Source organism: Terrisporobacter othiniensis, assembly GCF_000808015.1.
Lineage (GTDB): Bacteria > Bacillota > Clostridia > Peptostreptococcales > Peptostreptococcaceae > Terrisporobacter > Terrisporobacter muris.
In genome coordinates this window covers 108,508-130,067 of sequence record NZ_JWHR01000112.1, presented here as the reverse complement: position 1 = coordinate 130,067, position 21,560 = coordinate 108,508, and the positions used below count along the sequence as shown (strand labels likewise).

At 28.5% G+C, this 21,560-nt stretch carries 24 protein-coding genes and 1 other annotated feature; of the genes, 21 read left to right on the top strand and 3 right to left on the bottom strand.

Going from position 1 to position 21,560, the window contains the following annotated elements; genetic code table 11:
- Positions 1-11 precede the first annotated feature (11 nt).
- The 5 genes from QX51_RS13875 (at position 12) to QX51_RS13855 (ending at position 2,367) form a co-directional block, all read left to right on the top strand.
- Positions 12-527 carry a hypothetical protein gene (locus tag QX51_RS13875; protein ID WP_039680486.1) on the top strand — a complete coding sequence of 172 codons (516 nt, stop codon included), beginning with the start codon at positions 12-14 and terminating at the stop codon, positions 525-527.
- Positions 528-648: 121 nt separating this feature from the next.
- Positions 649-1,245: a DUF3793 family protein gene (locus QX51_RS13870; protein ID WP_039680485.1), complete on the top strand. Its 597-nt coding sequence runs from the start codon at positions 649-651 to the stop codon at positions 1,243-1,245.
- Between the two features lie 221 nt (positions 1,246-1,466).
- Positions 1,467-1,853 (top strand): sigma factor, encoded by a 387-nt coding sequence (locus QX51_RS20070; RefSeq protein ID WP_242842746.1) that lies wholly within the window; start codon positions 1,467-1,469, stop codon positions 1,851-1,853.
- A 21-nt stretch (positions 1,854-1,874) separates the two neighbouring features.
- Positions 1,875-2,174 (top strand): hypothetical protein, encoded by a 300-nt coding sequence (locus tag QX51_RS13860; RefSeq protein WP_039680484.1) that lies wholly within the window; start codon positions 1,875-1,877, stop codon positions 2,172-2,174.
- 7 nt (positions 2,175-2,181) lie between these two features.
- Positions 2,182-2,367, top strand: a complete 186-nt coding sequence (locus tag QX51_RS13855; protein WP_039680483.1) for a hypothetical protein — start codon at positions 2,182-2,184, stop codon at positions 2,365-2,367.
- A gap of 331 nt (positions 2,368-2,698) precedes the next feature.
- Here the strand turns inward: QX51_RS13855 and QX51_RS13850 are convergent, their stop codons facing one another.
- Positions 2,699-3,163, bottom strand: a complete 465-nt coding sequence (locus tag QX51_RS13850) for a VOC family protein (RefSeq protein ID WP_039680482.1) — start codon at positions 3,161-3,163, stop codon at positions 2,699-2,701.
- A gap of 163 nt (positions 3,164-3,326) precedes the next feature.
- Between QX51_RS13850 and QX51_RS20935 the strand changes: the two genes are divergently transcribed.
- The 6 genes from QX51_RS20935 (at position 3,327) to QX51_RS21830 (ending at position 8,077) form a co-directional block, all read left to right on the top strand.
- A complete protein-coding gene (locus QX51_RS20935; protein WP_200886404.1) occupies positions 3,327-3,683 on the top strand; it encodes a hypothetical protein in 357 nt (118 codons plus the stop codon).
- 273 nt (positions 3,684-3,956) lie between these two features.
- The gene (locus QX51_RS13840; RefSeq protein ID WP_039680481.1) at positions 3,957-5,066 is read left to right on the top strand and encodes a geranylgeranyl reductase family protein; all 1,110 of its coding nucleotides are present in this window, start codon (positions 3,957-3,959) and stop codon (positions 5,064-5,066) included.
- A 104-nt stretch (positions 5,067-5,170) separates the two neighbouring features.
- Positions 5,171-5,824: a DUF3786 domain-containing protein gene (locus QX51_RS13835; RefSeq protein ID WP_052233062.1), complete on the top strand. Its 654-nt coding sequence runs from the start codon at positions 5,171-5,173 to the stop codon at positions 5,822-5,824.
- A gap of 86 nt (positions 5,825-5,910) precedes the next feature.
- Positions 5,911-6,441, top strand: coding sequence for a ribonuclease M5 (gene rnmV, locus QX51_RS13830; RefSeq protein ID WP_039680480.1), 531 nt, complete (start codon positions 5,911-5,913; stop codon positions 6,439-6,441).
- A 10-nt stretch (positions 6,442-6,451) separates the two neighbouring features.
- A complete protein-coding gene (rsmA, locus tag QX51_RS13825) occupies positions 6,452-7,324 on the top strand; it encodes a 16S rRNA (adenine(1518)-N(6)/adenine(1519)-N(6))-dimethyltransferase RsmA (protein WP_039680479.1) in 873 nt (290 codons plus the stop codon).
- Between the two features lie 459 nt (positions 7,325-7,783).
- Positions 7,784-8,077: a DUF2812 domain-containing protein gene (locus tag QX51_RS21830; protein ID WP_082007841.1), complete on the top strand. Its 294-nt coding sequence runs from the start codon at positions 7,784-7,786 to the stop codon at positions 8,075-8,077.
- Positions 8,078-8,316: 239 nt separating this feature from the next.
- Here QX51_RS21830 and QX51_RS13820 read toward each other — a convergent pair whose 3' ends face one another.
- Complete coding sequence (locus tag QX51_RS13820; protein WP_052233061.1) at positions 8,317-8,832, bottom strand: PepSY domain-containing protein; 516 nt, start codon at positions 8,830-8,832, stop codon at positions 8,317-8,319.
- 195 nt (positions 8,833-9,027) lie between these two features.
- Here QX51_RS13820 and QX51_RS13815 point away from each other — a divergent pair, with 195 nt between their 5' ends.
- Positions 9,028-10,290 carry a hypothetical protein gene (locus QX51_RS13815; protein ID WP_039680478.1) on the top strand — a complete coding sequence of 421 codons (1,263 nt, stop codon included), beginning with the start codon at positions 9,028-9,030 and terminating at the stop codon, positions 10,288-10,290.
- A gap of 141 nt (positions 10,291-10,431) precedes the next feature.
- Positions 10,432-11,223 (top strand): hypothetical protein, encoded by a 792-nt coding sequence (locus QX51_RS13810; RefSeq protein ID WP_039680477.1) that lies wholly within the window; start codon positions 10,432-10,434, stop codon positions 11,221-11,223.
- Between the two features lie 50 nt (positions 11,224-11,273).
- Here QX51_RS13810 and murC read toward each other — a convergent pair whose 3' ends face one another.
- Positions 11,274-12,632, bottom strand: coding sequence for a UDP-N-acetylmuramate--L-alanine ligase (gene murC, locus QX51_RS13805; protein WP_039680476.1), 1,359 nt, complete (start codon positions 12,630-12,632; stop codon positions 11,274-11,276).
- 233 nt (positions 12,633-12,865) lie between these two features.
- Between murC and purR the strand changes: the two genes are divergently transcribed.
- The 8 genes from purR to pth all read left to right on the top strand — a co-directional run bounded on the left by purR (position 12,866) and on the right by pth (position 21,546).
- On the top strand, positions 12,866-13,741 hold the full coding sequence (gene purR, locus QX51_RS13800) for a pur operon repressor (RefSeq protein ID WP_039680475.1): 876 nt from the start codon (positions 12,866-12,868) through the stop codon (positions 13,739-13,741).
- A 165-nt stretch (positions 13,742-13,906) separates the two neighbouring features.
- On the top strand, positions 13,907-14,185 hold the full coding sequence (gene spoVG / locus QX51_RS13795) for a septation regulator SpoVG (RefSeq protein ID WP_018591966.1): 279 nt from the start codon (positions 13,907-13,909) through the stop codon (positions 14,183-14,185).
- Positions 14,186-14,432: 247 nt separating this feature from the next.
- Positions 14,433-14,684, top strand: a binding site (T-box leader).
- 81 nt (positions 14,685-14,765) lie between these two features.
- Positions 14,766-15,989 carry a tyrosine--tRNA ligase gene (gene tyrS, locus QX51_RS13790; RefSeq protein ID WP_039680510.1) on the top strand — a complete coding sequence of 408 codons (1,224 nt, stop codon included), beginning with the start codon at positions 14,766-14,768 and terminating at the stop codon, positions 15,987-15,989.
- A 227-nt stretch (positions 15,990-16,216) separates the two neighbouring features.
- On the top strand, positions 16,217-17,593 hold the full coding sequence (glmU, locus tag QX51_RS13785; protein ID WP_039680474.1) for a bifunctional UDP-N-acetylglucosamine diphosphorylase/glucosamine-1-phosphate N-acetyltransferase GlmU: 1,377 nt from the start codon (positions 16,217-16,219) through the stop codon (positions 17,591-17,593).
- 61 nt (positions 17,594-17,654) lie between these two features.
- Positions 17,655-18,605 (top strand): ribose-phosphate diphosphokinase, encoded by a 951-nt coding sequence (locus tag QX51_RS13780; RefSeq protein WP_039680473.1) that lies wholly within the window; start codon positions 17,655-17,657, stop codon positions 18,603-18,605.
- A 399-nt stretch (positions 18,606-19,004) separates the two neighbouring features.
- The gene (locus tag QX51_RS13775; RefSeq protein WP_039680472.1) at positions 19,005-20,066 is read left to right on the top strand and encodes a type IV pilus twitching motility protein PilT; all 1,062 of its coding nucleotides are present in this window, start codon (positions 19,005-19,007) and stop codon (positions 20,064-20,066) included.
- A gap of 340 nt (positions 20,067-20,406) precedes the next feature.
- Positions 20,407-20,970 (top strand): prepilin peptidase, encoded by a 564-nt coding sequence (locus QX51_RS13770; protein WP_242842745.1) that lies wholly within the window; start codon positions 20,407-20,409, stop codon positions 20,968-20,970.
- A gap of 12 nt (positions 20,971-20,982) precedes the next feature.
- A complete protein-coding gene (pth, locus tag QX51_RS13765) occupies positions 20,983-21,546 on the top strand; it encodes an aminoacyl-tRNA hydrolase (RefSeq protein WP_039680470.1) in 564 nt (187 codons plus the stop codon).
- Positions 21,547-21,560 lie beyond the last annotated feature (14 nt).

The following is a 21,560-nucleotide window of genomic DNA, read 5'->3' as shown; positions in this document are numbered from 1 at the left end:
GGGAAAGAATAATGAATAAAAAGTTTATAAAAGCTAGTCTAATAATATGTATATCATTGTTATTATTAATTGGATTTTTTGCAATTACGACCAATAATATATCAAATTCTGACGAGATGGAAAATGATATATTAATTACATATAACAAATATATAGAAGATAAGTATAGTTACACTATATATGTAACTGTAAAAAATAATACAGATCAAATAGCATCGTTATATGATATGGGACTTTCATTTGATTATGAAGGCGAAGGTAATAATGTTGGCGAGTTTTATATAAGAGGTCAAGAAGAGGACTTGTGGGATGAAAATAAGATATTGGGCATAGATCCAGGGGATCAAAAAGATGTTTTATTTAAAATTCCAAAAGGAATTAAAATTAGCGATAAAGATTATAATTTAAAGAGACTACTAATTGATTATAATATTAGTTTCTTTAAATTTAGAATTTCTTCAAACCAATTATTCTTAGGAACTAGTAATTTAGGGGGAACACAAACAGTGGGGGAACCTTATCACTAATAAGAAATCTGTATAGCTTGAAAATATTATGGCAAATTTTATTTCATATTAAGTTATTGATAATTATTATCAATTATGCTAATATATAATTATGATAATCATTATCAATAGGAGGATTAATATGCAATTTAATTGTAATACAAATTGTTGTGAAAATAAATTAAATTCAATATATATAAAAAGAATACTAGAAATGATAGGAGCGGTTATACTAGGTTCAAAACCAGCAGAAATTATAAATGTGCCTGGAAGTAGCGAAGAAAAAGAAGTAAAACTAGCTCAAATAGAATCCTTTTTCAATCAATGTTCTAGAGTTACATATAGAATAATAAGCACTAATGATGGTGGAAAACGTGTTTTATTTATAAATGAAAAATCAATGGAAAAAGTACTATCAAATAAAAGATGTATAAACTTCTTAAAGTTTGTAGGATATTCATCTGAATATAAATTAAACGACTATATGAATGAGTTAGTTCTTAGACTTCAATCTGGAGAGTTTCCTCATGAAATAGGTGTATTTTTGGGATATCCCCTTAAAGATGTATTAGGATTTATGGGATATGGAAAAAATGAGCTAGTAGAAATTAAAAACTGGCGAATTTATGGAAATAAAGAAGTATCTTATGAAGTTTATAATAGTTTTATGAGAGACAAGGCTATTATGAAGGAAATGATACAAACTATGCCAATAAAAGAATTAAGAAGAGCTATATAACCTCTTTAATATTTTATAACTAATTAATATTTGTATGCTGAAGACACTATTTCGTAAAGAAATAGTGTCTATTTTTATGTATTTAAAAGTAGTGTAAAATAAAATAGAAAAATTTATAACTTTTTATGGATTTCATTAGTCTAATATGTGAAGGGAGGCATAGTATGGATTAAAAACTAGTCAAAAAAGCAATTAGAGAAAATTTTAATGCTTATAGCATTTTGGTACATAGCTTAAAAGATGAAGTATACAAATTAGCATACACAATATTAAAAAATGAACATGATAGTATGGACGCATATTTACAAGCAGGGGAAAAATGGTTGAAAAATATTACTAATATAAAAGAAGCGCAGTATTTTAAAACTTGGTTTCTAAAGATAGTTACAAATAAAACTAAAAATATTATAGCTAAAAATAGTAAGGTGATATTCTTTGATGAAATATTAGGAAAATTAAAGATGAGCATAAATATACCAAAAGAAATTCAAACAAGCGAATATATAGAAATAAATAAAACTATAAAAGACAAGGATATGACTTTTAATATAGAAAAACTACAAGCATCTCCAACTATTATGTATTTGTATACTAGTGGTAAGGTATAAGGAATAGGAAGCATCCAAGGTATGTATAATTTCAAAATAATATCTGATAGTGGAGAATTGTACAAAGAAAATATAACATTAGCTGGATTATGGGATAAAAATGGATATAAGCAAACTATAGTATCATCAGTTTATTATGATAAAAGTAAAAAGTTAAGATTAAAATCTGAAGGCGTTTTTATTGATGCTAATAAAAAGGTGAAGGTTGAGTTGAATGGAAGCTATCCTAAGGTAATAAGTTACTATGGTACTGCAATAACTATTAAAAGTGTTAAATATAAAAGGAATAGATTGATAGTTGAAATTTTAAATTTTAAATAATGATAATATGGATTATAGGGGTGTCGTCTATATAAATGGAGAGAGTGCAATCGAAGGGTATTTTGAAAGTAGTAAAATACATGGTCTTTTATTTGATATTGATAAAAGAGATAGTTATTATTTAGATTTAGGAATGATTTTAAAACATAAGAGACCTATTGATATAGAAATAGAAAACAGGTGTAGTAAATAAAAAATATAGTAAAGAGAGGGATGTATGAAAAATATATTTTTTATATCAATGGGATTAATAATTACGTTGAAGGATGAGGTTCAAAAGCTATTGAGCTAAATGGTTAAGTAGAATATGATAATGTATATATAACTATAGATAAAAAGATATGTATACGTACGAAGATGGTGTAGATAGGTTTGTGTTAAACAAATTTATCTACACCTTTTTAATTGTAAGGAATTTATAATTTATATACAGAACAGATAAAATATAAATTCTGACTGATTAACGGAACAACGGGGAAGTCATTGTCGACATGAGCGCGGAGCAGACCTTTAGGTGTTGAAAATTAAAGACAAGACTTTACATAATCGACAGGCATATCCATTCTACTAGCTATATTTTCAGCAGACATACCTTTACTTAAAAATCTTTTAACTACTTTATTTAGATTTTCACCAACTTCAATAATATGCATATCAGGATCATAAAAACGAACAACACGTTGTCCCCAAGTGTGTTCAATAACAGGATGAACATAACATATTCCTGGAATTTGATTTAAGTTTAAGATAAAATTATCAAAATTATCATCTTCAAAGTATAATTCGCTATTATTGGCACCAAAGAAAATTTCATTTTTGGATTTATGTATAAAGTTACACCAAGATTCCTTAGTTTGTAGGGCAATGCCACCAGTTAAGGTTACATTTGCACCAAAATCTAAAATAACATCCAAACCTAGTACTGTAGAATAGAACAATTTAGACTTTTCCATATCAGAGACTACAATCAATGGATTTGAAAATTTCATGCTAATCACCCCTTGATTAAAAATAAGTATTAATTAAATTCTAGCTATAAACTATAAATATTGTAAAGAAGATTGTTCATTTCATATTTAAAAATTAATAAAGTTTATATCTTAATCATAGTAACTTATACGAATAGTAATATTTTAATTTAATGAGGTAAATATGATGAAGTTAGATTTAGAAAATATGCTCTACATATTAATCTATATGACGTTTTTTCTATCAATAATAGGATGTCTAGCTTACTTTTGTAGAAGACGAATATCTCATGAAACTGAATTTATTTTAATAAAAAATTTATTTCTAAATAGGTTTAAACACTCTGAAAAACTAGAACCAAAAGAATTTTTTAATTATAAGAACTACGATATTTGGAGATTTATGGGTTATCATAGTAGTGATAACTTTAATGGTAAAATTAGTTCCAATGCCTCTATCTTTAAAACAAAAATTTGCTATGAGAAAACAATAAGACTTGGCAGAAAAAATGAACAAAATAAAAGAAAAATACAAAAATAATGCTAAGGAAATGGAAAAGCAACTGCAAGAGCACCAGTAGATATAGGGTTATATTTTATAACAAGTAGTTTATATATTTTAGTAGAAGATATTTGCTTTAGAATATATGTAAAGAATAAAAATAATTTAAGTATAATATTAATATATAAGAAATACCTGTCTAGATTACATTTAGACAGGTATTTTATTTTGTGAAAATTCTTCATAAACATAAGGTTTGAATCAATAAAAACATGGAGACTATAAAGATATAAAATTATAAGGAGAATAAATATGAACTATGATGTTGTAATTATAGGATCAGGGCCTGGAGGTGTGGCTGCTGCTCATAATCTGATAAATAATAATATATCTTGTATCTTGGTCGATAAGCAGAAGTTTCCAAGAAATAAACTTTGTGCTGGGGGAATAACGTATAAAGCTTTTGAATTAATGAAAACACTAAAGTTGTATAATGAATTTAATATTGGAAGCTCAATAGTAAGTGAAGGAGCTAGTTTGTATTTGGAGTATGAACATATAGCAGATATAAAAACCAAAGGATTAACTTACTTGGTAGACAGATTTGAATTTGATGATTATTTAGTTGAAGAGTATAAGAAAAAAGGGGGAACTTTTCTAGAAGGAGTTGGAGTCAAAAATATTGATACAACAGAAAATTTAATAACCTTATCTAATAATGACGAAATTAAATTCAAATATGTAATAGGTGCAGATGGAGCTGTAGGAATAAGTAGAAAGTTAGTTGATGAAAAATTTAAAGCCAATGGATTTTGCTTACAAGTGGAAATTGATAAAGATAAGTTTAATTATGAAGGGAACTATATGTCCCTTTATTATGGAATTATTCCACAAGGTTATGGATGGATTTTTCCAAAACAAAATAGTTATACAGTTGGGTTTGGTGGAAACTACGATAAGGAAATAGATTATCATAAGGAGTTTGAAAAATTTCTGAATAATTTGGGAATAAGATGTGATAGAAGTGAATTTAAAGGAGCTATGTTGCCTTTTGGTGAATTTATAAGAGATCCCATTAATAAAGAAAAAAATTTACTACTAGTTGGAGATGCTGCAGGTTTAGTAGATCCATTTACAGGAGAAGGAATATATTTTGCCATGTTATCAGGAATAAAAGCATCTAAAGTGATTATGGATGCATTGAAGATAAATGATAAGAGTGGTATAAATAAATATAATGATGAGATTGCTGAAATTACAAAAAATATAAGCAAGGGTGCTAAGCTTAAGAAACTAGTTTATAAATTAAGAAAACCTGTTTTTAATGCTATGAGAAATGAGAAGTTTGGAAGTCATATATTTAATGATTGTTTATATGAATCAAACTATGACTTATTAGAAATTGTATTTCATCATAAATAAATACTTAAAAAGGGAATGTACATGAGATTAGCTGTAATATATTCCTTATACTTATATAAATAATATTACAATTATAATTAAAGGAAATATAAGGGGGAGTGGGGATGGAAAGTAATTATAAAGTGGCTTATTATAATGAGTGGAAAACACTACAAAAAAGGAATTTTCAAAAAGTAGCACAAATAAGAAATGTTATATACGACGAAGATAAAAATGAATTTATTATAAAAGTTTTTAATAAAGATTATATTTTGAATTGTGATGATGAAACAATAATGAGAAGTGAAGATAATTATATTCCAAGTGCAGAAACAGGGGTGATGTTTTTAAACTACCTATCTTTTACAGAATGTGATATAGACAAAACAAATAAATGGGTGAGTATTAAGGAAATACCTAATGGTGGAATGATGTTTTATCCAGCATTTTATAACAGTAGCATAGTAAACTTGATAAATGCTTTTGGTTATAATTCAAGCAAATTAAAAAAATGCGCAGAAAACTTAGATGGAAAAGAAGTTAGAATGGGGGATATAGCTTTTGAATTTGAAGTTTTTTCAAAGGTATTTTGTCGTGTGGTTATTTGGGAAGGCGATGATGAAATTAAGCCAAGTGCTACGATATTATTTGATTCTTCTATACAATACATGATGCATGTGGAGAGTATAATTGGACTTGGTGGATATATAATAAATAAAATTATAAATGAACTAGATAAACCTGAACATATTCATTCTATTATATTAAACCTTGATTAAATCTATTAAAAAACGTAAAATATAAAGATATGATATTAATGAAAACACAATTTTAAATAAAATAGATTAAAAGGTGATTATATAAAATGATAAAAGAGATAATAGTAGTTGAAGGAAGAGACGATGTTACTGCTGTGAAAAGAGCGCTAGACTGTGAACTAATAACTACTGGAGGATTTGGATTTCCAAAAGGTGTAATGGAAAGAATTAAAGCAGCTCAAGCAAGAAGAGGTGTTATAATTTTTACTGATCCAGATTTTGCAGGAGAAAAAATTAGAAAGAAAATTGCAGCAGAAGTTCCAGGGTGTAAACATGCATTTTTACCAAGGGAAGAAGCTAAAAAAGATGGAGATATAGGAATAGAAAATGCATCTCCAGAAAGTATACTAAGAGCCTTAAATAAGGTCAGAACTGAAAGCATAGAAAAGAGAAATGAATTTTCACAAGTAGATTTAGTTGTAAATGGATTAATAGGAAATGAAGATGCATCTTATAGAAGAGATACTGTAGGTCAAATACTTGGGATTGGATACGGAAATGCAAAGCAATTCTTAAATAGATTAAATAACTACGGAGTTTCAAGAGAAGAATTTAACAAAGCAATAGAAAGTTTATAAGGAGACGAACATGGATAGATTATCATCACATCAAGCCACAAAAGAAGTTGTTCAAAAACATAATTTTAAATTCTCAAAATCATTAGGACAAAACTTCTTAATAGATACAAATGTAATAGATAAAATTATTGCAGGGGCAAGGATTAAAGAAGGCGATTATGTAATAGAAGTAGGACCAGGAATTGGAACACTTACAAAAGAAATGGGAAAAAATGCAGAGAAAGTAGTTGCAATAGAAATAGACAAGACTTTAATACCAATATTAAAAGAAACTTTATCTGATTTTTCTAATATAGAAGTAATAAACCAAGATATATTAAAAGTTGATGTACAAGAATTAGTAAAAGAAAAGTTAAATGGAGGACCAGTAAAATTAGTTGCTAACCTTCCATACTATATAACTACACCAATAGTTATGAAGTTCTTAGAAGAAGATATACCAGTAACTGACATAGTTGTTATGGTTCAAAAAGAAGTTGCAGATAGAATGAATGCAAAGCCCAATACTAAAGACTATGGTGCATTATCAGTAGCTGTTCAATATTACTGTGATACAGAAATAGTTGCGAAAGCTCCGAGACATATGTTTATGCCACAGCCAAATGTTGATTCAACAGTTATAGGACTTCATGTAAGAGAAGAACAAATATACCATGTAGATAATGAAGATGTATTCTTCAAAACTGTTAAAGCATCTTTTGGTCAAAGAAGAAAAACTCTTCTTAACTCACTAGGTGGACTTGGATTCTTAAGCAAGGATCAAATAAGAGAAGCTTTACAAGAAGCTAATATAGATGAAAAAAGAAGAGGGGAAACTTTATCGATAGAAGAGTTTGCCTCATTGTCAAATGAAGTAAATAGAATTCACAATGAAAATAAATAATATGAAATATATTGTACGCTATTGATTTTAATCAGTAGCGTATTTTTTATGCCTAAAAAGTTTATAACTATATCCATTTATAATATAGTTTAGATAAATAAAGATATATCATAAATGGATATATCTAAAAAAGATATAAATAACAGAGGGTGATGTTTCAATAGTTACCGCAACTATGTATACCATGTTAAAGAAGATGCAAGTTCAAGACTATATAACATTAGCAGGAGAGGAAGCAAGAAAAAAGATATAAAATGGCGCTTCATGGTGTTAAAGCATTTGAAGGAATATGAGGAGAAAAATAGTTATGGCAAAGAATATAAAATATGTACCAAGTGGCGGTTTACTTTTGGATGAAAATGAAGATATAAATAAGTTAAGTAAATTAGCTAAAGAAGGATAGATATTAGAATCTTTTGAGAAATTGTTATAGAAGCTTAGAAAAGGTGACCACAAGATATAGAGTATAGCATCGATTATAATGAAGATAAAGATGATTGGGATGGATATATATCTTTATTTGAAAATTGTGATTGGAACTATATTTGTTCATATGATGCATATCATTTTTTAAATGCACCAAAGGGAGCTAAGCCTATTTATAGTGATAAAGAAACATTGAGTTTAAAATATGAAAAACAATATAAATTAATGAAAAAATCAATAATAGGTACTATAGCCCTAATAATTGCTTGTGTATTAGGAATTCGCTTCACATTAATATTACAGAATACTTCACCTCTATTAAGATGATTAAGATTTATATTATATATTGCGTCTGGTGAAGAAATTGGTATTTTAATACCATTTACTGTATGTCTGTAATGGCTTATAATAAAATAGGAAATCAATAATTGGTATGATAGATGAATAAGAAAGGAGAGTTTAGACTCTCCCTTTTTCATGTTTAAAAAATACAAATTTAATTTATTTTAATTGATAAATTTATTCTTTATCTATTCCATGTGATAAAATTTCACCTGTTTGTGCATCTATTTCATAACTATTTCTTGGTTATTATAATGAAAGTCTATATCATACTTATTAAATCCGTTATCAGTATCGTATTCAATATTGTCAAATTTAACCTTATCATTTGTCAGATTTGCATGTTTTAAAGCAATATCCTTAGCTTCATCTTCGCTTATTTTAGCTTTATTAGATGTAGCATCTGGATTAGTTGGTATAGTATAGTCTTCTATATCTTTGTCAAATTCAATAACTTCTCCAGTATTAGCATTTATTTCATAATCATATTCTGTATTGTCTGTGTAAAACTCTATGTCATATTTTTTTATACCATCTTCTGTGCCTTCTTCTGTTTTTACAAAAGTAACTTTATCATTTGCCAACTTTGCATGTTTTAGTGCTATGTCTTTAGCTTGCTCTACTGTTATTTTGTTTGATGTGATATTTATATCGCTAGGATTAGCTGGAGTTGATTTATTACACGCCACAAAAATCATACTTGTACTTATAATAAATATTGCTACTAATATTTTGTTCATATTAATCTCCTTAGTTATAAAATTATAGTAATATAAGTTTTTGCAAAATAAATAATATTATAAGCAAAATAAAAATAGTTAAAAAATTATAATAAATGGTATTAAATTGTTACGTTCTAAAAGGTAAAGTGGTACTTTTTAAAAAGGCATTTACATATAATTTCTTGAGAGATTATGTTAAGGGGTGAGAAACTAATGGCTACCAAAAGAAAGTTTAAAAGAGATTACATCATGCTAGAAGCGAAAGACATGAATTATAGATTTAAAGAAAAAGTGTCGCCAAAGGCTTTTGCAAAAATTGAAGTCACTGATGAAAAATCAGTCATAGCTTTGTATGCTGAAAATCTAAAAAGTGTAAGTGAAGGTTATTCAGTAGTAGCAATAAGAAGTGACTACGAAACTATAGATTTAGGTAATTTTAATGTGAATAGTCAAGGAAAAGGTGAATTTAGTCTAGATATGGGTGACGATGATATAGACATTAAAGGAATAGCGGTTATACAAGATAAAGCGGTTCCGCTTATAGGTTTTAAGGGAAGTAAAATAGATAACTTTGAAGAAATTTTATTTCCTCCTCAATACAAATTTGAAGAAGTAGAAGAAGATGATGAGTATGAATATGAAGAAGTAGAATATATTGAGGTAGACGATGATAGAGATGAGAATTCTGATTATGAGGAAGTTGATGACAATGAGGATGAATATGAGTATGAAGAATATGAAGAGATAGAATATGTTGAAGATGATGATGTAAGAGATAATGAATACGAATATGAAGAGATTATTTATGAAGAAATTGATGAAGATGAAGATGAAGATGATGATGAAGAATATGAGGAATATGAAGAAATATATGATGAAGAATACGAAGAATCAGTTCAGACAAACATACGACCTAAACCTCAACAAAAGAAAAATAGTAAAAGCAGAAATGATGACTATATTGAAAAGAAAATTAATAAAGCAAAATCTGCTTTAGAAAAGCAGTACACAAAAAATACTTATGAAACAGTAAAAACTAAGCCAGAATCAACTAAAACAGCAGGTATATTATTAATGCCAAGACAGATTAAAAAAGGATTAAAATACTTTAGAGAAGTAAAGCCTTTTGTAGCAGATTATATTGATAGCACTAGATGGTGGAAAATAGAAATTAATCCAACTACTTTATGTGGCTATACAATGCCATACTTAGGTTATGTAAACTCTTTGAACTATACTATGTATAGCGATGCTGTAATGCAGTCTTATAAATACAGACACTACTTATTTGGAGTACAATATGATGAATATAATAAGAGACAATATTATATTTATGCAGTTCCAGGGAAAAAAAATGAGCAACCTGATAAGGGGCATACAGGATTTACTAGATATCAAGCGTGTGATAATAGAAATAATTCTTTAGGTTACTGGTTATGTTTCATTGATTGTAAAGCAAGAAGAATAGTTAAGTAAATTTAATAGTTTAAATTAGGTAATAAACATTAAATAGTAAAAGAGATGGGAGTAAAAGAACACTTTAAAATAAATTAAACTTAAAATTAACTACAAAAAGTTATATAATAGTTATATAAAACATTTAACCGGGGGTAAGACATGGCTAAAAGAAGAAAAATAAAAAAATCAGTGTTCTTAGTTGCAGCTATTATACTATTTTTTGGCGTATATATTGTATCATTTACTCTTTTCTCTAAAGAAGAAAGCAGTAGTAAGGACAATGCAGTGAAAATAGAGGAGCCTGAAGATAATAGATCATTACTTAAACAATTAAAAGAGAAGGATAAAGTGTATTTATCTGATGGGATTGTATCAGATGTTAGAGTAGATGAGCAATTATTAGAAGAGTTAAGATATTCTTTTGAAGATATTAGTAAAATAAGAAAACCAGCATCTTATGAATCTACTTATGAAGGGTATTCAGATGATGGACTAAAGTTTTCAACAAATTTAGATGTAATAAGGATTTATACGGTTAACGAAGAAGAATATTATAAAATTCCTGTAGCATCTAAAGATGAACTGGAAAAATTATTGAATAAGAGTATTTATACTTCTTTTGATTTTATTAAACAATATAAAACATGGAAAGAAGTTAAAATAACTTACAAGGATACAACAAAGAATTTAAGTAAGTGGAAATATGATGACTTAGCAAATACGATGGCTGCAAAAAGGGTAGTTGGAAAGGTTCAACCAGAAAAAAGTAAGCAACGAAGTAAGTATAATTTTGTAATTCAAATTAAAGCAGATAATTATGAAGCAAAAGTTGAGGTTATGGGAGCTGACTATGTAAAAATTGAATCAAAAGATTTAAATTCTTACTACGAAGTTCATACAGCTTTATATGATTATATTAAAGATGATATTTTTAAATTATCTAAAAAATAGAAAAAGAGTAGAAGATTTGATTTATCAAATTTTCTACTCTTTTTTAACGATTATTTATTTTTTTCAAGTAACAATTCACCAATACGATAAACAGGACCTGCTCCAGCAGTTATTAGTAAATCGTTAGGTTGTATATTATCTTTTAGATAATCAACAATATCTTCGAATTTGCTGATATATATAGCATCTACATTGTTGTGATATAATTTTTCAACTAAGTCTTTAGAATGAATATCCCCTGGATCATCTTCTCTGGCAGCATAGATATCAGTTATTATAACTTTGTCTGCAGAGTAGAATGCTTCTCCGAATTCATTGAAAAGAGATTTTGTTCTACTGTAAGTGTGAGGTTGGAACACACACCATAAAGTAGATTTTTTTAACTTTTTAGCTGCAGCTAAAGTAGCTTTTAACTCTGTTGGATGATGAGCATAATCATCAACTATTAAAGCATCATTGTAGCTACCTTTAATCTCGAATCTTCTTCCAACACCTGTATATTTTATAATACTTTCTTTTATGTCTTCTGCGTTTATTCCAGAAACTAATGAAACTATTATAGCAGAAGTAGCATTATAAATATTGTGAACACCAGGAACTGCTAATTGGAACGTACCTAAATCTTTTCCAAAGTAAGTTAAATCAAATGATCCAAAACCACTATCATTAAAATGAATATTTTTTATGATAACATCATTTGAAGCTTCTTTACCATATTTAATCACATTAGCCTTAACATCATGTAATATTCCATCAGTGTTGGGACTGTCACCATTTATTATAAAGTGACCATCTTTAGGTAGTAGTTTTCCAAATTTATTAAATGAAGCTTTGATTTCCTCTATTCCAGAGAAGTAATCAAGATGATCTTCTTCTATATTTAAAACGATTGCTATTTTAGGGTTAAAGTTTAGGAAACTATCTGTATACTCACAGGCTTCTGTTATAAAGTTTTGTGAGTTACCTATTTTTACGTTTCCACCAATTGACTTTAAGTTACCACCAACTAAGATTGTTGGATCTAAGTTAGTTGAACCAAATATTGTTGATAACATAGAAGTAGTTGTAGTTTTTCCATGGGTACCCGAAACTGCTATTGAGTTTTTGTACTCTCTCATTATTTGCCCTAAAAATGCAGCTCTATTTATTGTCAGTATATTTTTATCTTTTGCAGCCATAAGCTCTTCATTGTCTGGATGTATAGCAGCAGTGTAAACTACCATGTCTAGTCCATCAGCAATGTTTTCTTTTTTTTGGCCAATATAAATTTTTGCACCTTGTGATTGAAGTTTGTCTGTCATTGAAGATTTACTCATGTCAGAGCCTGAAACTTCGTAGCCTTTATTAAGACATATTTCAGCTAGAGCACTCATACTTATTCCGCCTATACCGATGAAATGTATCTTCATAATAAAACCACCTTTCATTTTATTTATTTCTATAACAAGAACAATTTTTGTGGTATAATTAAATAATGTTCAATATTTTAAGTATCATATGCATATACTAATTCATATATTATAGTTTATTTATTTTTTCAAAATATATGAAACATAACTAATATTATATCATATAATAAAATCTTATGCATTATTTACTTTGATACCATAAATAGTTGTAATTGTAGGAGGTTACGAAAATAATGAAGTTTAAGAGAACGGAAAGAATTGGTGCTATTGTTAAGATATTATCTGACAATCCAAATAAAATTTATACATTAAGCTATTTTACAGAAACATTTAATGCTGCCAAATCTACAATTAGTGAAGATTTATTAGTTGTAAAAAATGTATTTGAAAAATTACAATTAGGTAAGGTTATAACAATTTCTGGAGCGGCTGGTGGAGTTAAATACATACCTAAAACATCAATACAAGAAAATCAAAACTTCCTAATGGAATTATGCGAGAAGATAAGTTCGCCAGACAGAATTTTATCAGGAAGATTTCTATATTTAATAGATTTAATATATGATCCAACAGTTGTAGCTAAAATTGGTAAGATATTTGCTTCAAATATAGATTACTCTAATGCGGATTATGTAGTTACTATGGAGACTAAAGGAATACCTATGGCCCTAATGACTGCAAAGGCAATGAATTTACCATTAGTAATAATAAGAAAAGACATAAAGGTTTCTGAGGGGCCAACATTAAGTATGACTTATGTTACGGGAGATAGTTCAAAAGTAGAAAGTATGAGTTTACCAAGAAAAGCTGTTAAGCCAGGAAGTAAAGTTATTCTTATAGATGACTTTATGAGAGGTGGAGGAACTATAAAAGGTATGACTCAGCTTATGAATGAATTCGGTGCAGAAGTAATAGGAACAGGGGTATTCATAACAACATCTACACCAGAGAAGAAATTAGTTGAAGATTACATATCTTTGATAGAAATAGATACAATCGAAAATGAAATACTTGTTAAACCAAATTTAAAAACTTTTAAAGATGAGTATAGGACAGAAGATGTTATGGACGACCTTTTAGATCATATTGATGATGAAATTGATGAGTAATTCTAACTAATTTTAACTGTATAATTATTTTTGTAAATAAAAAATAAAAAAGATTCAGAAAAATAAAAGGAATTTTTAAAAAAGTATAGAATTATTTACCAAACAGTTTATAATTATATTGGGTAAATTGTATTTTGTCAAAATCACAAAGGGGGATATTGAGGTATGAACATAACTGACGTAAGAGTAAGAAAAATTACTGATGAGGGGAAAATGAAATGTATAGTTTCAATAACTTTTGATAATTTATTCGTAGTACACGATATAAAAGTTATCGAAGGACAAAATGGACTATTCATAGCTATGCCAAGTAGAAAAGTTGGGGAAGGTAACTTTAGAGATATCGCTCATCCAATAAACGCAGAAATGAGACAAGTTTTAGAAGATGCAGTTTTAAAAGCTTACGAAGAAGCTTTAGCTCAACTAGAAGTTGCAGCAGAGTAATTCAATTAAGTTGGAATGTTATAAAGAATTGTAATAAATGAGTCGATGTAGTCGACTCTTTTTTATGTGAAAAAATAAACTTTTGCGTTTATAATGTATTATTTTTGTTTTGTGGTTAATAATAAAAAACATATAAGTGAAAATATTATAAAATAAAAAATATTATTAGATTTGAAGAAATGTTGACAAAAACATGAAATAAAATTATGATATTATCATGAGATATAAATATAAAAATTAGTTTTATAGAAAAGCAATGATAAGAACAAGTAGTAATTAATTAAGATAAACAGAAAGTTACCGGTTGATGAGAGGTGCATATACAATTAATTATGAATACATCTTTGAGCTTCGCACTGAAAGACAAATGTTTAGTAGGCTGTGACGAATTTGACACACGTTATAGTGTCATAGTATTTATTTAGATACTAACTGAGGTAAGCAGTGTGAGCTGTTTACAAACAAAGGTGGTAACGCGAGATATGCCCTCGTCCTTTTTTAGGACGAGGGCTTTTTTATTATAAAGAAATTATAAAATTGATTTTTAAAATATAAAAATAAGGAGAGAAAAACTATGTCAATGACGACTTACGATGAATTAGTTGCTAGAGGATTAGTTGCTCAAGTAACAGATGAAGAGGAGTTAAAAGAACTTATAAACGCAGGTAAAGCAGTATTCTATATAGGATTTGATGCAACTGCAGATAGTTTACATGTAGGACACTTTATGGCCCTATGCTTAATGAAAAGATTACAGATGGCAGGAAACAAGCCAATAGCACTTGTTGGTGGAGGAACTACTATGATAGGTGATCCATCTGGAAGAACAGATATGAGAAAAATGATGACTCCGGAACAAATCAATTACAATTGTGAATGTTTCAAAAAACAAATGAGTAAATTTATAGAATTTGGTGAAGATAAAGCTTTATTAGTAAACAATGCAGATTGGTTATTAGATTTAAATTATGTAGAACTATTAAGAGAAGTTGGAACTCATTTTAGTGTTAATAGAATGCTTAGCTTTGAATGTTACAAAAGCAGAATGGAGAGAGGACTTAGTTTCTTAGAATTCAACTACATGATAATGCAAGCTTTTGACTTCTATCACTTATACGAAAAATACGGATGTCAAATGCAATTAGGTGGAAATGACCAATGGAGTAATATGCTTGCTGGTACAGAATTAATAAGACGTAAATTAGGAGAAAATGCTTATGCATTAACTATAACATTACTTCTTAACTCAGAAGGAAATAAAATGGGTAAAACAGCTAATGGTGCAGTATGGCTAGATCCAAACAAAACTTCTCCGTTTGAATTCTATCAATACTGGAGAAATGTTGCAGATGCTGATGTATTCAAATGTATGCGTATGTTAACATTCCTACCATTAGAAGAAATAGAAGCTATGGAAAAATGGGAAGATAATAGAATCAATGAAGCTAAAGAAGTATTAGCATTTGAATTAACTAAACTTGTTCACGATGAAGATGAAGCAACAAAAGCCCAAGAAAGTGCAAGAGCTTTATTCTCAGGTGCTGCACATGATAATATGCCTACAACAGAACTTACTGATGCAGATTTAACTGATGGAAATATAGATATAATATCTTTATTAGTTAAAAGTGGACTAGCTCCAACTAGATCTGAAGGTAGACGTAATGTAGAACAAGGTGGAGTAACTGTGAATGGTGAAAAAGTAACTGATTTTAAAGCTACATTTGCAAAAGATGATTTAACTGGTGATGGTATGGTTATAAAACGTGGAAAGAAAAAGTTCCAAAGAGTAGTTGTAAAATAATCATATAGAATAATTTAATAAATAGATAGCAGTAACTGCTCAATTTATAGTTGCTGCTATTTTTGTGTATAATAAGATAATGTAAAGAAATACAAAAACCTAGTATTTTTATAAAAAAAATGCTATATTATAAATGATAATAATACGATTGAATTGTATACTATTTAGGAAATAATACACCTTAATAATAACAATTATAAAAAACTTTATTGAAATGGAGTGAAAATATGAACTTTAAAGCCATAATTCTTGCTGCTGGAAAAGGTACAAGAATGAAGTCGAAATATCCAAAAGTTGTTCATAAAGTATGCGGAAAAGAAATGGTTAACCATATTATAGATGTATCAAAAAAATCTGGTGTTAATGATGTAGTAGCTATACTAGGTCATGAATCAGAAGTTGTAAAAAACATACTACCAGAAGATACTATGATTGCAATGCAAGCTGAGCAACTAGGAACAGGTCATGCTGTTAAAATGGCAAAAGAATACATAAATGATGAAGATACAATAGTTATTTTATGTGGAGATACTCCTCTTATAAAAGAAGAAACTCTTAAGAAATTATTTGATTATCATATAGAAAATGAATATACAGCTACGGTTTTAACTACAAAAGTTGAGAATCCAACTGGATATGGAAGAGTAATAAGGGATGAAAATGGAGATTTATTAAAAATTGTTGAGCAAAAAGATGGGAATGCTGAAGAATTAGCAGTAAATGAAATTAACTCTGGAATCTACTGTTTTAAAGGTAAGATGCTAAGAGAATCTTTAGATTTACTAGATAATAACAATGCTCAAGGAGAGTATTATTTAACTGACACAATGAAGATATTAAGAGATAAAGGTTTTAAAGTTGGGGCATTCAATGGTTCTACAATTGAGGAATTAATGGGTGTAAACTCTAGATTAGAATTATCTAAAGCAGAAACTCTTATGAGAAATAGAATAAATGAATTCCATTTATTAAATGGAGTTACTATAATAGATCCAGCTGCTACTTATATAGAAGCAGATGTACAAATAGGTCAAGATACTATAGTATATCCAGGGGCTATGCTTCATGGTAATACTAAAATAGGAAATGAGTGTATTATAGGAATGAATACTTCTATAACAAACTCAATAATAGGAAACTGTACAGAAGTTAAAAACTCTACAGTGATAGATTCTACTGTAGGAGAAAATACTACAGTTGGTCCTTATGCTTATTTGAGACCAAAAAGTAACATTGGAAATCATGTAAAAATTGGTGATTTCGTAGAAGTTAAAAATGCAACTATAGAAGACAACTCAAAAGCATCACATCTTTCATATATAGGAGATGCTCATGTAGGTAAAGACGTTAATATAGGTTGTGGAGTGGTATTTGTAAATTACGATGGAAAAAATAAATTCAAATCAATAGTAAAAGATGGAGCATTTATAGGTTCTAACTCAAATTTAGTTGCGCCAGTAACAGTTGAGGAAAAAGGCTATATTGCAACAGGGTCTACTATAACTGAAGATGTACCTGAAGGAGCTTTAGCAGTTGCTAGGCAAAGACAGGTAGTAAAAGAAGGTTGGGTAGCTAAAAAAGAAAAAAGAGATGAGAATAAATAGCTAATTATTAATTTAGGAAAAACACCTAATAATATTTATATAATTTTCAGGAGGATAAGTAATGAATACTAGCGGAAGCGAGATTAAAATTATTGCAGGTAATTCAAATAAGGAGTTAGCTGAGAAAATCGCAGAATATATAGGGGTAAAAGTTGCTGATTGCCAAGTGACAACATTTAGCGATGGTGAAATAAGTGTAAATATCAATGAAACAGTTAGAGGTTGTGATGTATTCGTAGTTCAATCTACTAATAACCCAGTTAACAATAACTTAATGGAATTATTAATAATGATAGATGCATTAAAGAGAGCATCTGCAGGAAGAATTACAGCAGTAATACCATATTATGGGTATGCAAGACAAGACAGAAAAGCTAAGGCAAGAGATCCAATTACAGCCAAATTAGTTGCAAACTTAATAACAGCAGCAGGAGCAGACAGAGTTTTAACTATGGACTTACATGCTTCTCAAATACAAGGATACTTTGATATCCCACTAGATCATTTATTAGGAGGAAACTTATTAGCTAACTACTTTAATAGTAAAAATTTAGAAGATTTAGTTGTAGTTTCACCAGACTTAGGAAGTGTTACTAGATCTAGAAAGTTTGCTAATCAGTTAGAAGGAGAAGTTCCACTAGCTATAATAGACAAAAGAAGACCTAAAGCTAATGTTTGTGAAGTAATGAATCTTATAGGAGATGTAAAAGGTAAAAATGTTATCATGTTAGACGACATGATAGATACAGCAGGAACTATAACAAACGCAGCTAATGCACTTAAAGAGTTTGGGGCTAAAAACATATACGCTGGTTGTACACATGCAGTACTATCTGGACCAGCTATAGAAAGAATCGAAAACTCTGCAATTAGTGAGTTAATAGTTCTTGATACTATAAAACTTCCTAAAGAAAAAGAACTTGATAAAATAAAAGTATTAACAGTGGCAGAAATGTTTGGGGAAGCTATTAAGAAAATATTCTCTAATGAATCTGTAAGTGTTTTATTCTAATTAGTAATTTATATAAAAGAGATATTAATCGAGAGATTAATATCTCTTTTTTTATCAAATGAGTTAATTTAAATGGGATTTTTATATGTATAAGTGATAATACTTTAAATTATATATAAATAATTTAAAGTATTATGGTGCTTGAGTATAAAATGTAAAATAGTATAGATTATTATATTAAACTTCAGGAGGAAAGTGATGTTTAATAAGAAGAAAGATGACAAAGGTTTATATTCGTATAATGATTAGTATCAATAGATAACATATGAATATTAGTAGTAGCTCCTTTTGATTTATTAACAAGTAAACTTAATATATAAAAACAATAGTGGTTTATATAAAGTGCATCATGGATAGAATACAAGTACTTAAATAAAAAAATAATAAAAGAGGTAACAAATGAATATATTTAATTTATTAAAAGAAGCCGTAAACCTAGGATCATCAGATATACACATCACAACTGATTCATCTCCAATGGCAAGGATAAAAGGAAAATTTATAAAACTATCTGACATCATACTAACAAAAGAAGATACAAAAGAAATGGTAGAAGAAATAGCTGGAGAAGACAGATTTAAAATAGTAGAAAGTATAGGAGAACTAGACTTTTCAGCATCACTAGAAGATAGAACTCGTTTTAGGGTAAACGCCTATAAACAAAAAGGAGACTATGCGCTGGCAATAAGAACGATTAACGCAAAAGTACCTAAATTTGATGAGTTACACCTACCAGAAACACTAAAAGCTTTCACAGAAAAATACAAAGGACTAGTCCTTGTAACAGGTCCAACAGGAAGTGGTAAATCTACAACCTTAGCAAGTTTAATAGACATGATAAACGAAAATAGACAAGCTCACATAATAACGTTAGAAGACCCAATAGAATACGTACATAATCACAAAACGAGCATAGTAAATCAAAGGGAAATAGGAAGTGATTCAAAATCGTTTAACTCAGCTCTTAGGGCTGCTCTACGTCAAGATCCAGATGTTGTTCTTATAGGTGAAATGAGAGACCCAGAAACTATATCAATAGCACTTACAGCAGCCGAAACTGGTCACTTAGTATTCTCTACACTACATACTATAGGAGCGGCAAAGACTATTGATAGGATAATAGATAATTTTCCTCCAGAGCAACAGCAACAGATAAGGACACAATTATCAACAGTATGCGAAGGGGTAATATCTCAACAATTGCTACCAACGGCTGATGGAAATGGTAGGGTGGCAGCTACAGAAGTGATGATGGCAACACCGGCCATAAGAAATTTGATAAGAGAAAATAAAACCTATCAGATTCAAAATACTATTCAAACAGGAACTAGTAAGGGTATGCATACTATGGATCAAGACTTAATCAAACTATATCAACAAGGTAGGATTGCTAAGGAAATTGCTCTTAGCAGATGTAGTGATTTTGACTATGTTAATAAATGTGTAGGTAGTTACTATTAGAGATGATAAAATATAAATGGGGAAAATATTATTAATTGGTATATGAATTTTATATAATTATTTGATGATTATTATATTATAAACAACAGTATAAATGTAAGTTGAAATGGGGAAACATTTTTGTTATCCCCTTTAAATATGTATAAAACTTGAAATAAAAAACGATAATATTAAATACTTAAATATCAAAGGAAAAATATCGATGAAAGTCGTATTTAATATTGGGGCAAAAAACATACTATTATTACAAAAATAAACTATGATATATTTTACAATACTAATAATTTTTATTATTTTATCCTATATTTCAGAAAAAATCATCTACGGATTAGACAATTCCATGGATAAAAATTTAAGCAACAAGATATTAATATTTTTACCAAACATGATAATACCCATTTTAATATATACTAAGTATGAGTTAAGCATGCAGACTGTAAGCTACATGCTGTTAATTCCTTTTTTAACAATGGTCTCAATAATTGATTTTAAAACAACTTATGTATATGATATAACAATACTTAGTGGTATAATTATGCAGAGTGTTATTTTTTTATTGAACAAAGAGCTAAATGTTAACTTAATGAGTCACCTAAAGGGATTATTTATAGGTATTATACTATCATATATTTTGGCAAAAGTAACAAAATCACTGGGAGATGGTGATATAGGTTTTTATGGACTATGTACTTTTGTACTTGGAGATAAGTACTGTTTATATATGATATTTTTATCATTTATGTTGGCTAGTATTTATGGAGGATATGTACTTCTGAGAAAACAAAAATCTATAAAATCATCAATTCCTTTTACGCCATTTATATCTTTGGCTACAATTTTAATAATATTAACACAAAAAGATATAATTAATTTATATTTTGACATTCTAAGTAGAAATCTATAAAGGAGGATAATAATGTATATAATAGTAGGCCTGGGGAATCCGGGTAAGCAATATGAGAATACAAGACATAATGTAGGATTTAATGTAATAGATATTTTAGCGGATGAATATGGAATAAGTGTAACTAAAATGAAGCACAAAGCTTTAATAGGAGAAGGTAGAGTAGGAACTGAGAAGGTTGTTCTTGTGAAGCCTATAACATATATGAATCTTAGTGGAGAATCTTTAGCTGAAATATATAATTTTTATAAAGTTGAAACAAGCAACATTGTGGTAATTTATGACGATATAGATCTTGATGTTGGTAAAATAAGAATAAGAAAAAAAGGTAGCGGTGGAACTCATAATGGAATGAGATCTATTGTAAAATGTTTAGGAACAACAGATTTCCCAAGAGTTAGAGTTGGCGTTTCTAAGCCAGAGCCAGGAAGAGATTTAGCAAGCTTTGTTCTTTCTAGATTTAGTAAGGAAGAGGAAGCAGATTTAAAAGATGGTTTGGAAAAAGCAGTTAAAGCAATAGATTGCATTATTAGAGAAGACATAGATTTATCAATGAATAAATTTAACGGAAAATAATTAGGAGGGCTATC

Excerpts from the sequence above, each read along its gene's own strand:
- QX51_RS13875 (WP_039680486.1), top strand. The coding sequence starts at position 12 with ATGAATAAAAAGTTTATAAAAGCTAGTCTAATAATATGTATATCATTG.
- QX51_RS13870 (WP_039680485.1), top strand. The coding sequence starts at position 649 with ATGCAATTTAATTGTAATACAAATTGTTGTGAAAATAAATTAAATTCA.
- QX51_RS13860 (WP_039680484.1), top strand. The coding sequence starts at position 1,875 with ATGTATAATTTCAAAATAATATCTGATAGTGGAGAATTGTACAAAGAA.
- QX51_RS13855 (WP_039680483.1), top strand. The coding sequence starts at position 2,182 with ATGGATTATAGGGGTGTCGTCTATATAAATGGAGAGAGTGCAATCGAA.
- QX51_RS13850 (WP_039680482.1), bottom strand. The coding sequence starts at position 3,163 with ATGAAATTTTCAAATCCATTGATTGTAGTCTCTGATATGGAAAAGTCT.
- QX51_RS20935 (WP_200886404.1), top strand. The coding sequence starts at position 3,327 with ATGATGAAGTTAGATTTAGAAAATATGCTCTACATATTAATCTATATG.
- QX51_RS13840 (WP_039680481.1), top strand. The coding sequence starts at position 3,957 with ATGAACTATGATGTTGTAATTATAGGATCAGGGCCTGGAGGTGTGGCT.
- QX51_RS13835 (WP_052233062.1), top strand. The coding sequence starts at position 5,171 with ATGGAAAGTAATTATAAAGTGGCTTATTATAATGAGTGGAAAACACTA.
- rnmV (WP_039680480.1), top strand. The coding sequence starts at position 5,911 with ATGATAAAAGAGATAATAGTAGTTGAAGGAAGAGACGATGTTACTGCT.
- rsmA (WP_039680479.1), top strand. The coding sequence starts at position 6,452 with ATGGATAGATTATCATCACATCAAGCCACAAAAGAAGTTGTTCAAAAA.
- QX51_RS13820 (WP_052233061.1), bottom strand. The coding sequence starts at position 8,832 with ATGAACAAAATATTAGTAGCAATATTTATTATAAGTACAAGTATGATT.
- QX51_RS13815 (WP_039680478.1), top strand. The coding sequence starts at position 9,028 with ATGGCTACCAAAAGAAAGTTTAAAAGAGATTACATCATGCTAGAAGCG.
- QX51_RS13810 (WP_039680477.1), top strand. The coding sequence starts at position 10,432 with ATGGCTAAAAGAAGAAAAATAAAAAAATCAGTGTTCTTAGTTGCAGCT.
- murC (WP_039680476.1), bottom strand. The coding sequence starts at position 12,632 with ATGAAGATACATTTCATCGGTATAGGCGGAATAAGTATGAGTGCTCTA.
- purR (WP_039680475.1), top strand. The coding sequence starts at position 12,866 with ATGAAGTTTAAGAGAACGGAAAGAATTGGTGCTATTGTTAAGATATTA.
- spoVG (WP_018591966.1), top strand. The coding sequence starts at position 13,907 with ATGAACATAACTGACGTAAGAGTAAGAAAAATTACTGATGAGGGGAAA.
- tyrS (WP_039680510.1), top strand. The coding sequence starts at position 14,766 with ATGACGACTTACGATGAATTAGTTGCTAGAGGATTAGTTGCTCAAGTA.
- glmU (WP_039680474.1), top strand. The coding sequence starts at position 16,217 with ATGAACTTTAAAGCCATAATTCTTGCTGCTGGAAAAGGTACAAGAATG.
- QX51_RS13780 (WP_039680473.1), top strand. The coding sequence starts at position 17,655 with ATGAATACTAGCGGAAGCGAGATTAAAATTATTGCAGGTAATTCAAAT.
- QX51_RS13775 (WP_039680472.1), top strand. The coding sequence starts at position 19,005 with ATGAATATATTTAATTTATTAAAAGAAGCCGTAAACCTAGGATCATCA.
- QX51_RS13770 (WP_242842745.1), top strand. The coding sequence starts at position 20,407 with ATGGATAAAAATTTAAGCAACAAGATATTAATATTTTTACCAAACATG.
- pth (WP_039680470.1), top strand. The coding sequence starts at position 20,983 with ATGTATATAATAGTAGGCCTGGGGAATCCGGGTAAGCAATATGAGAAT.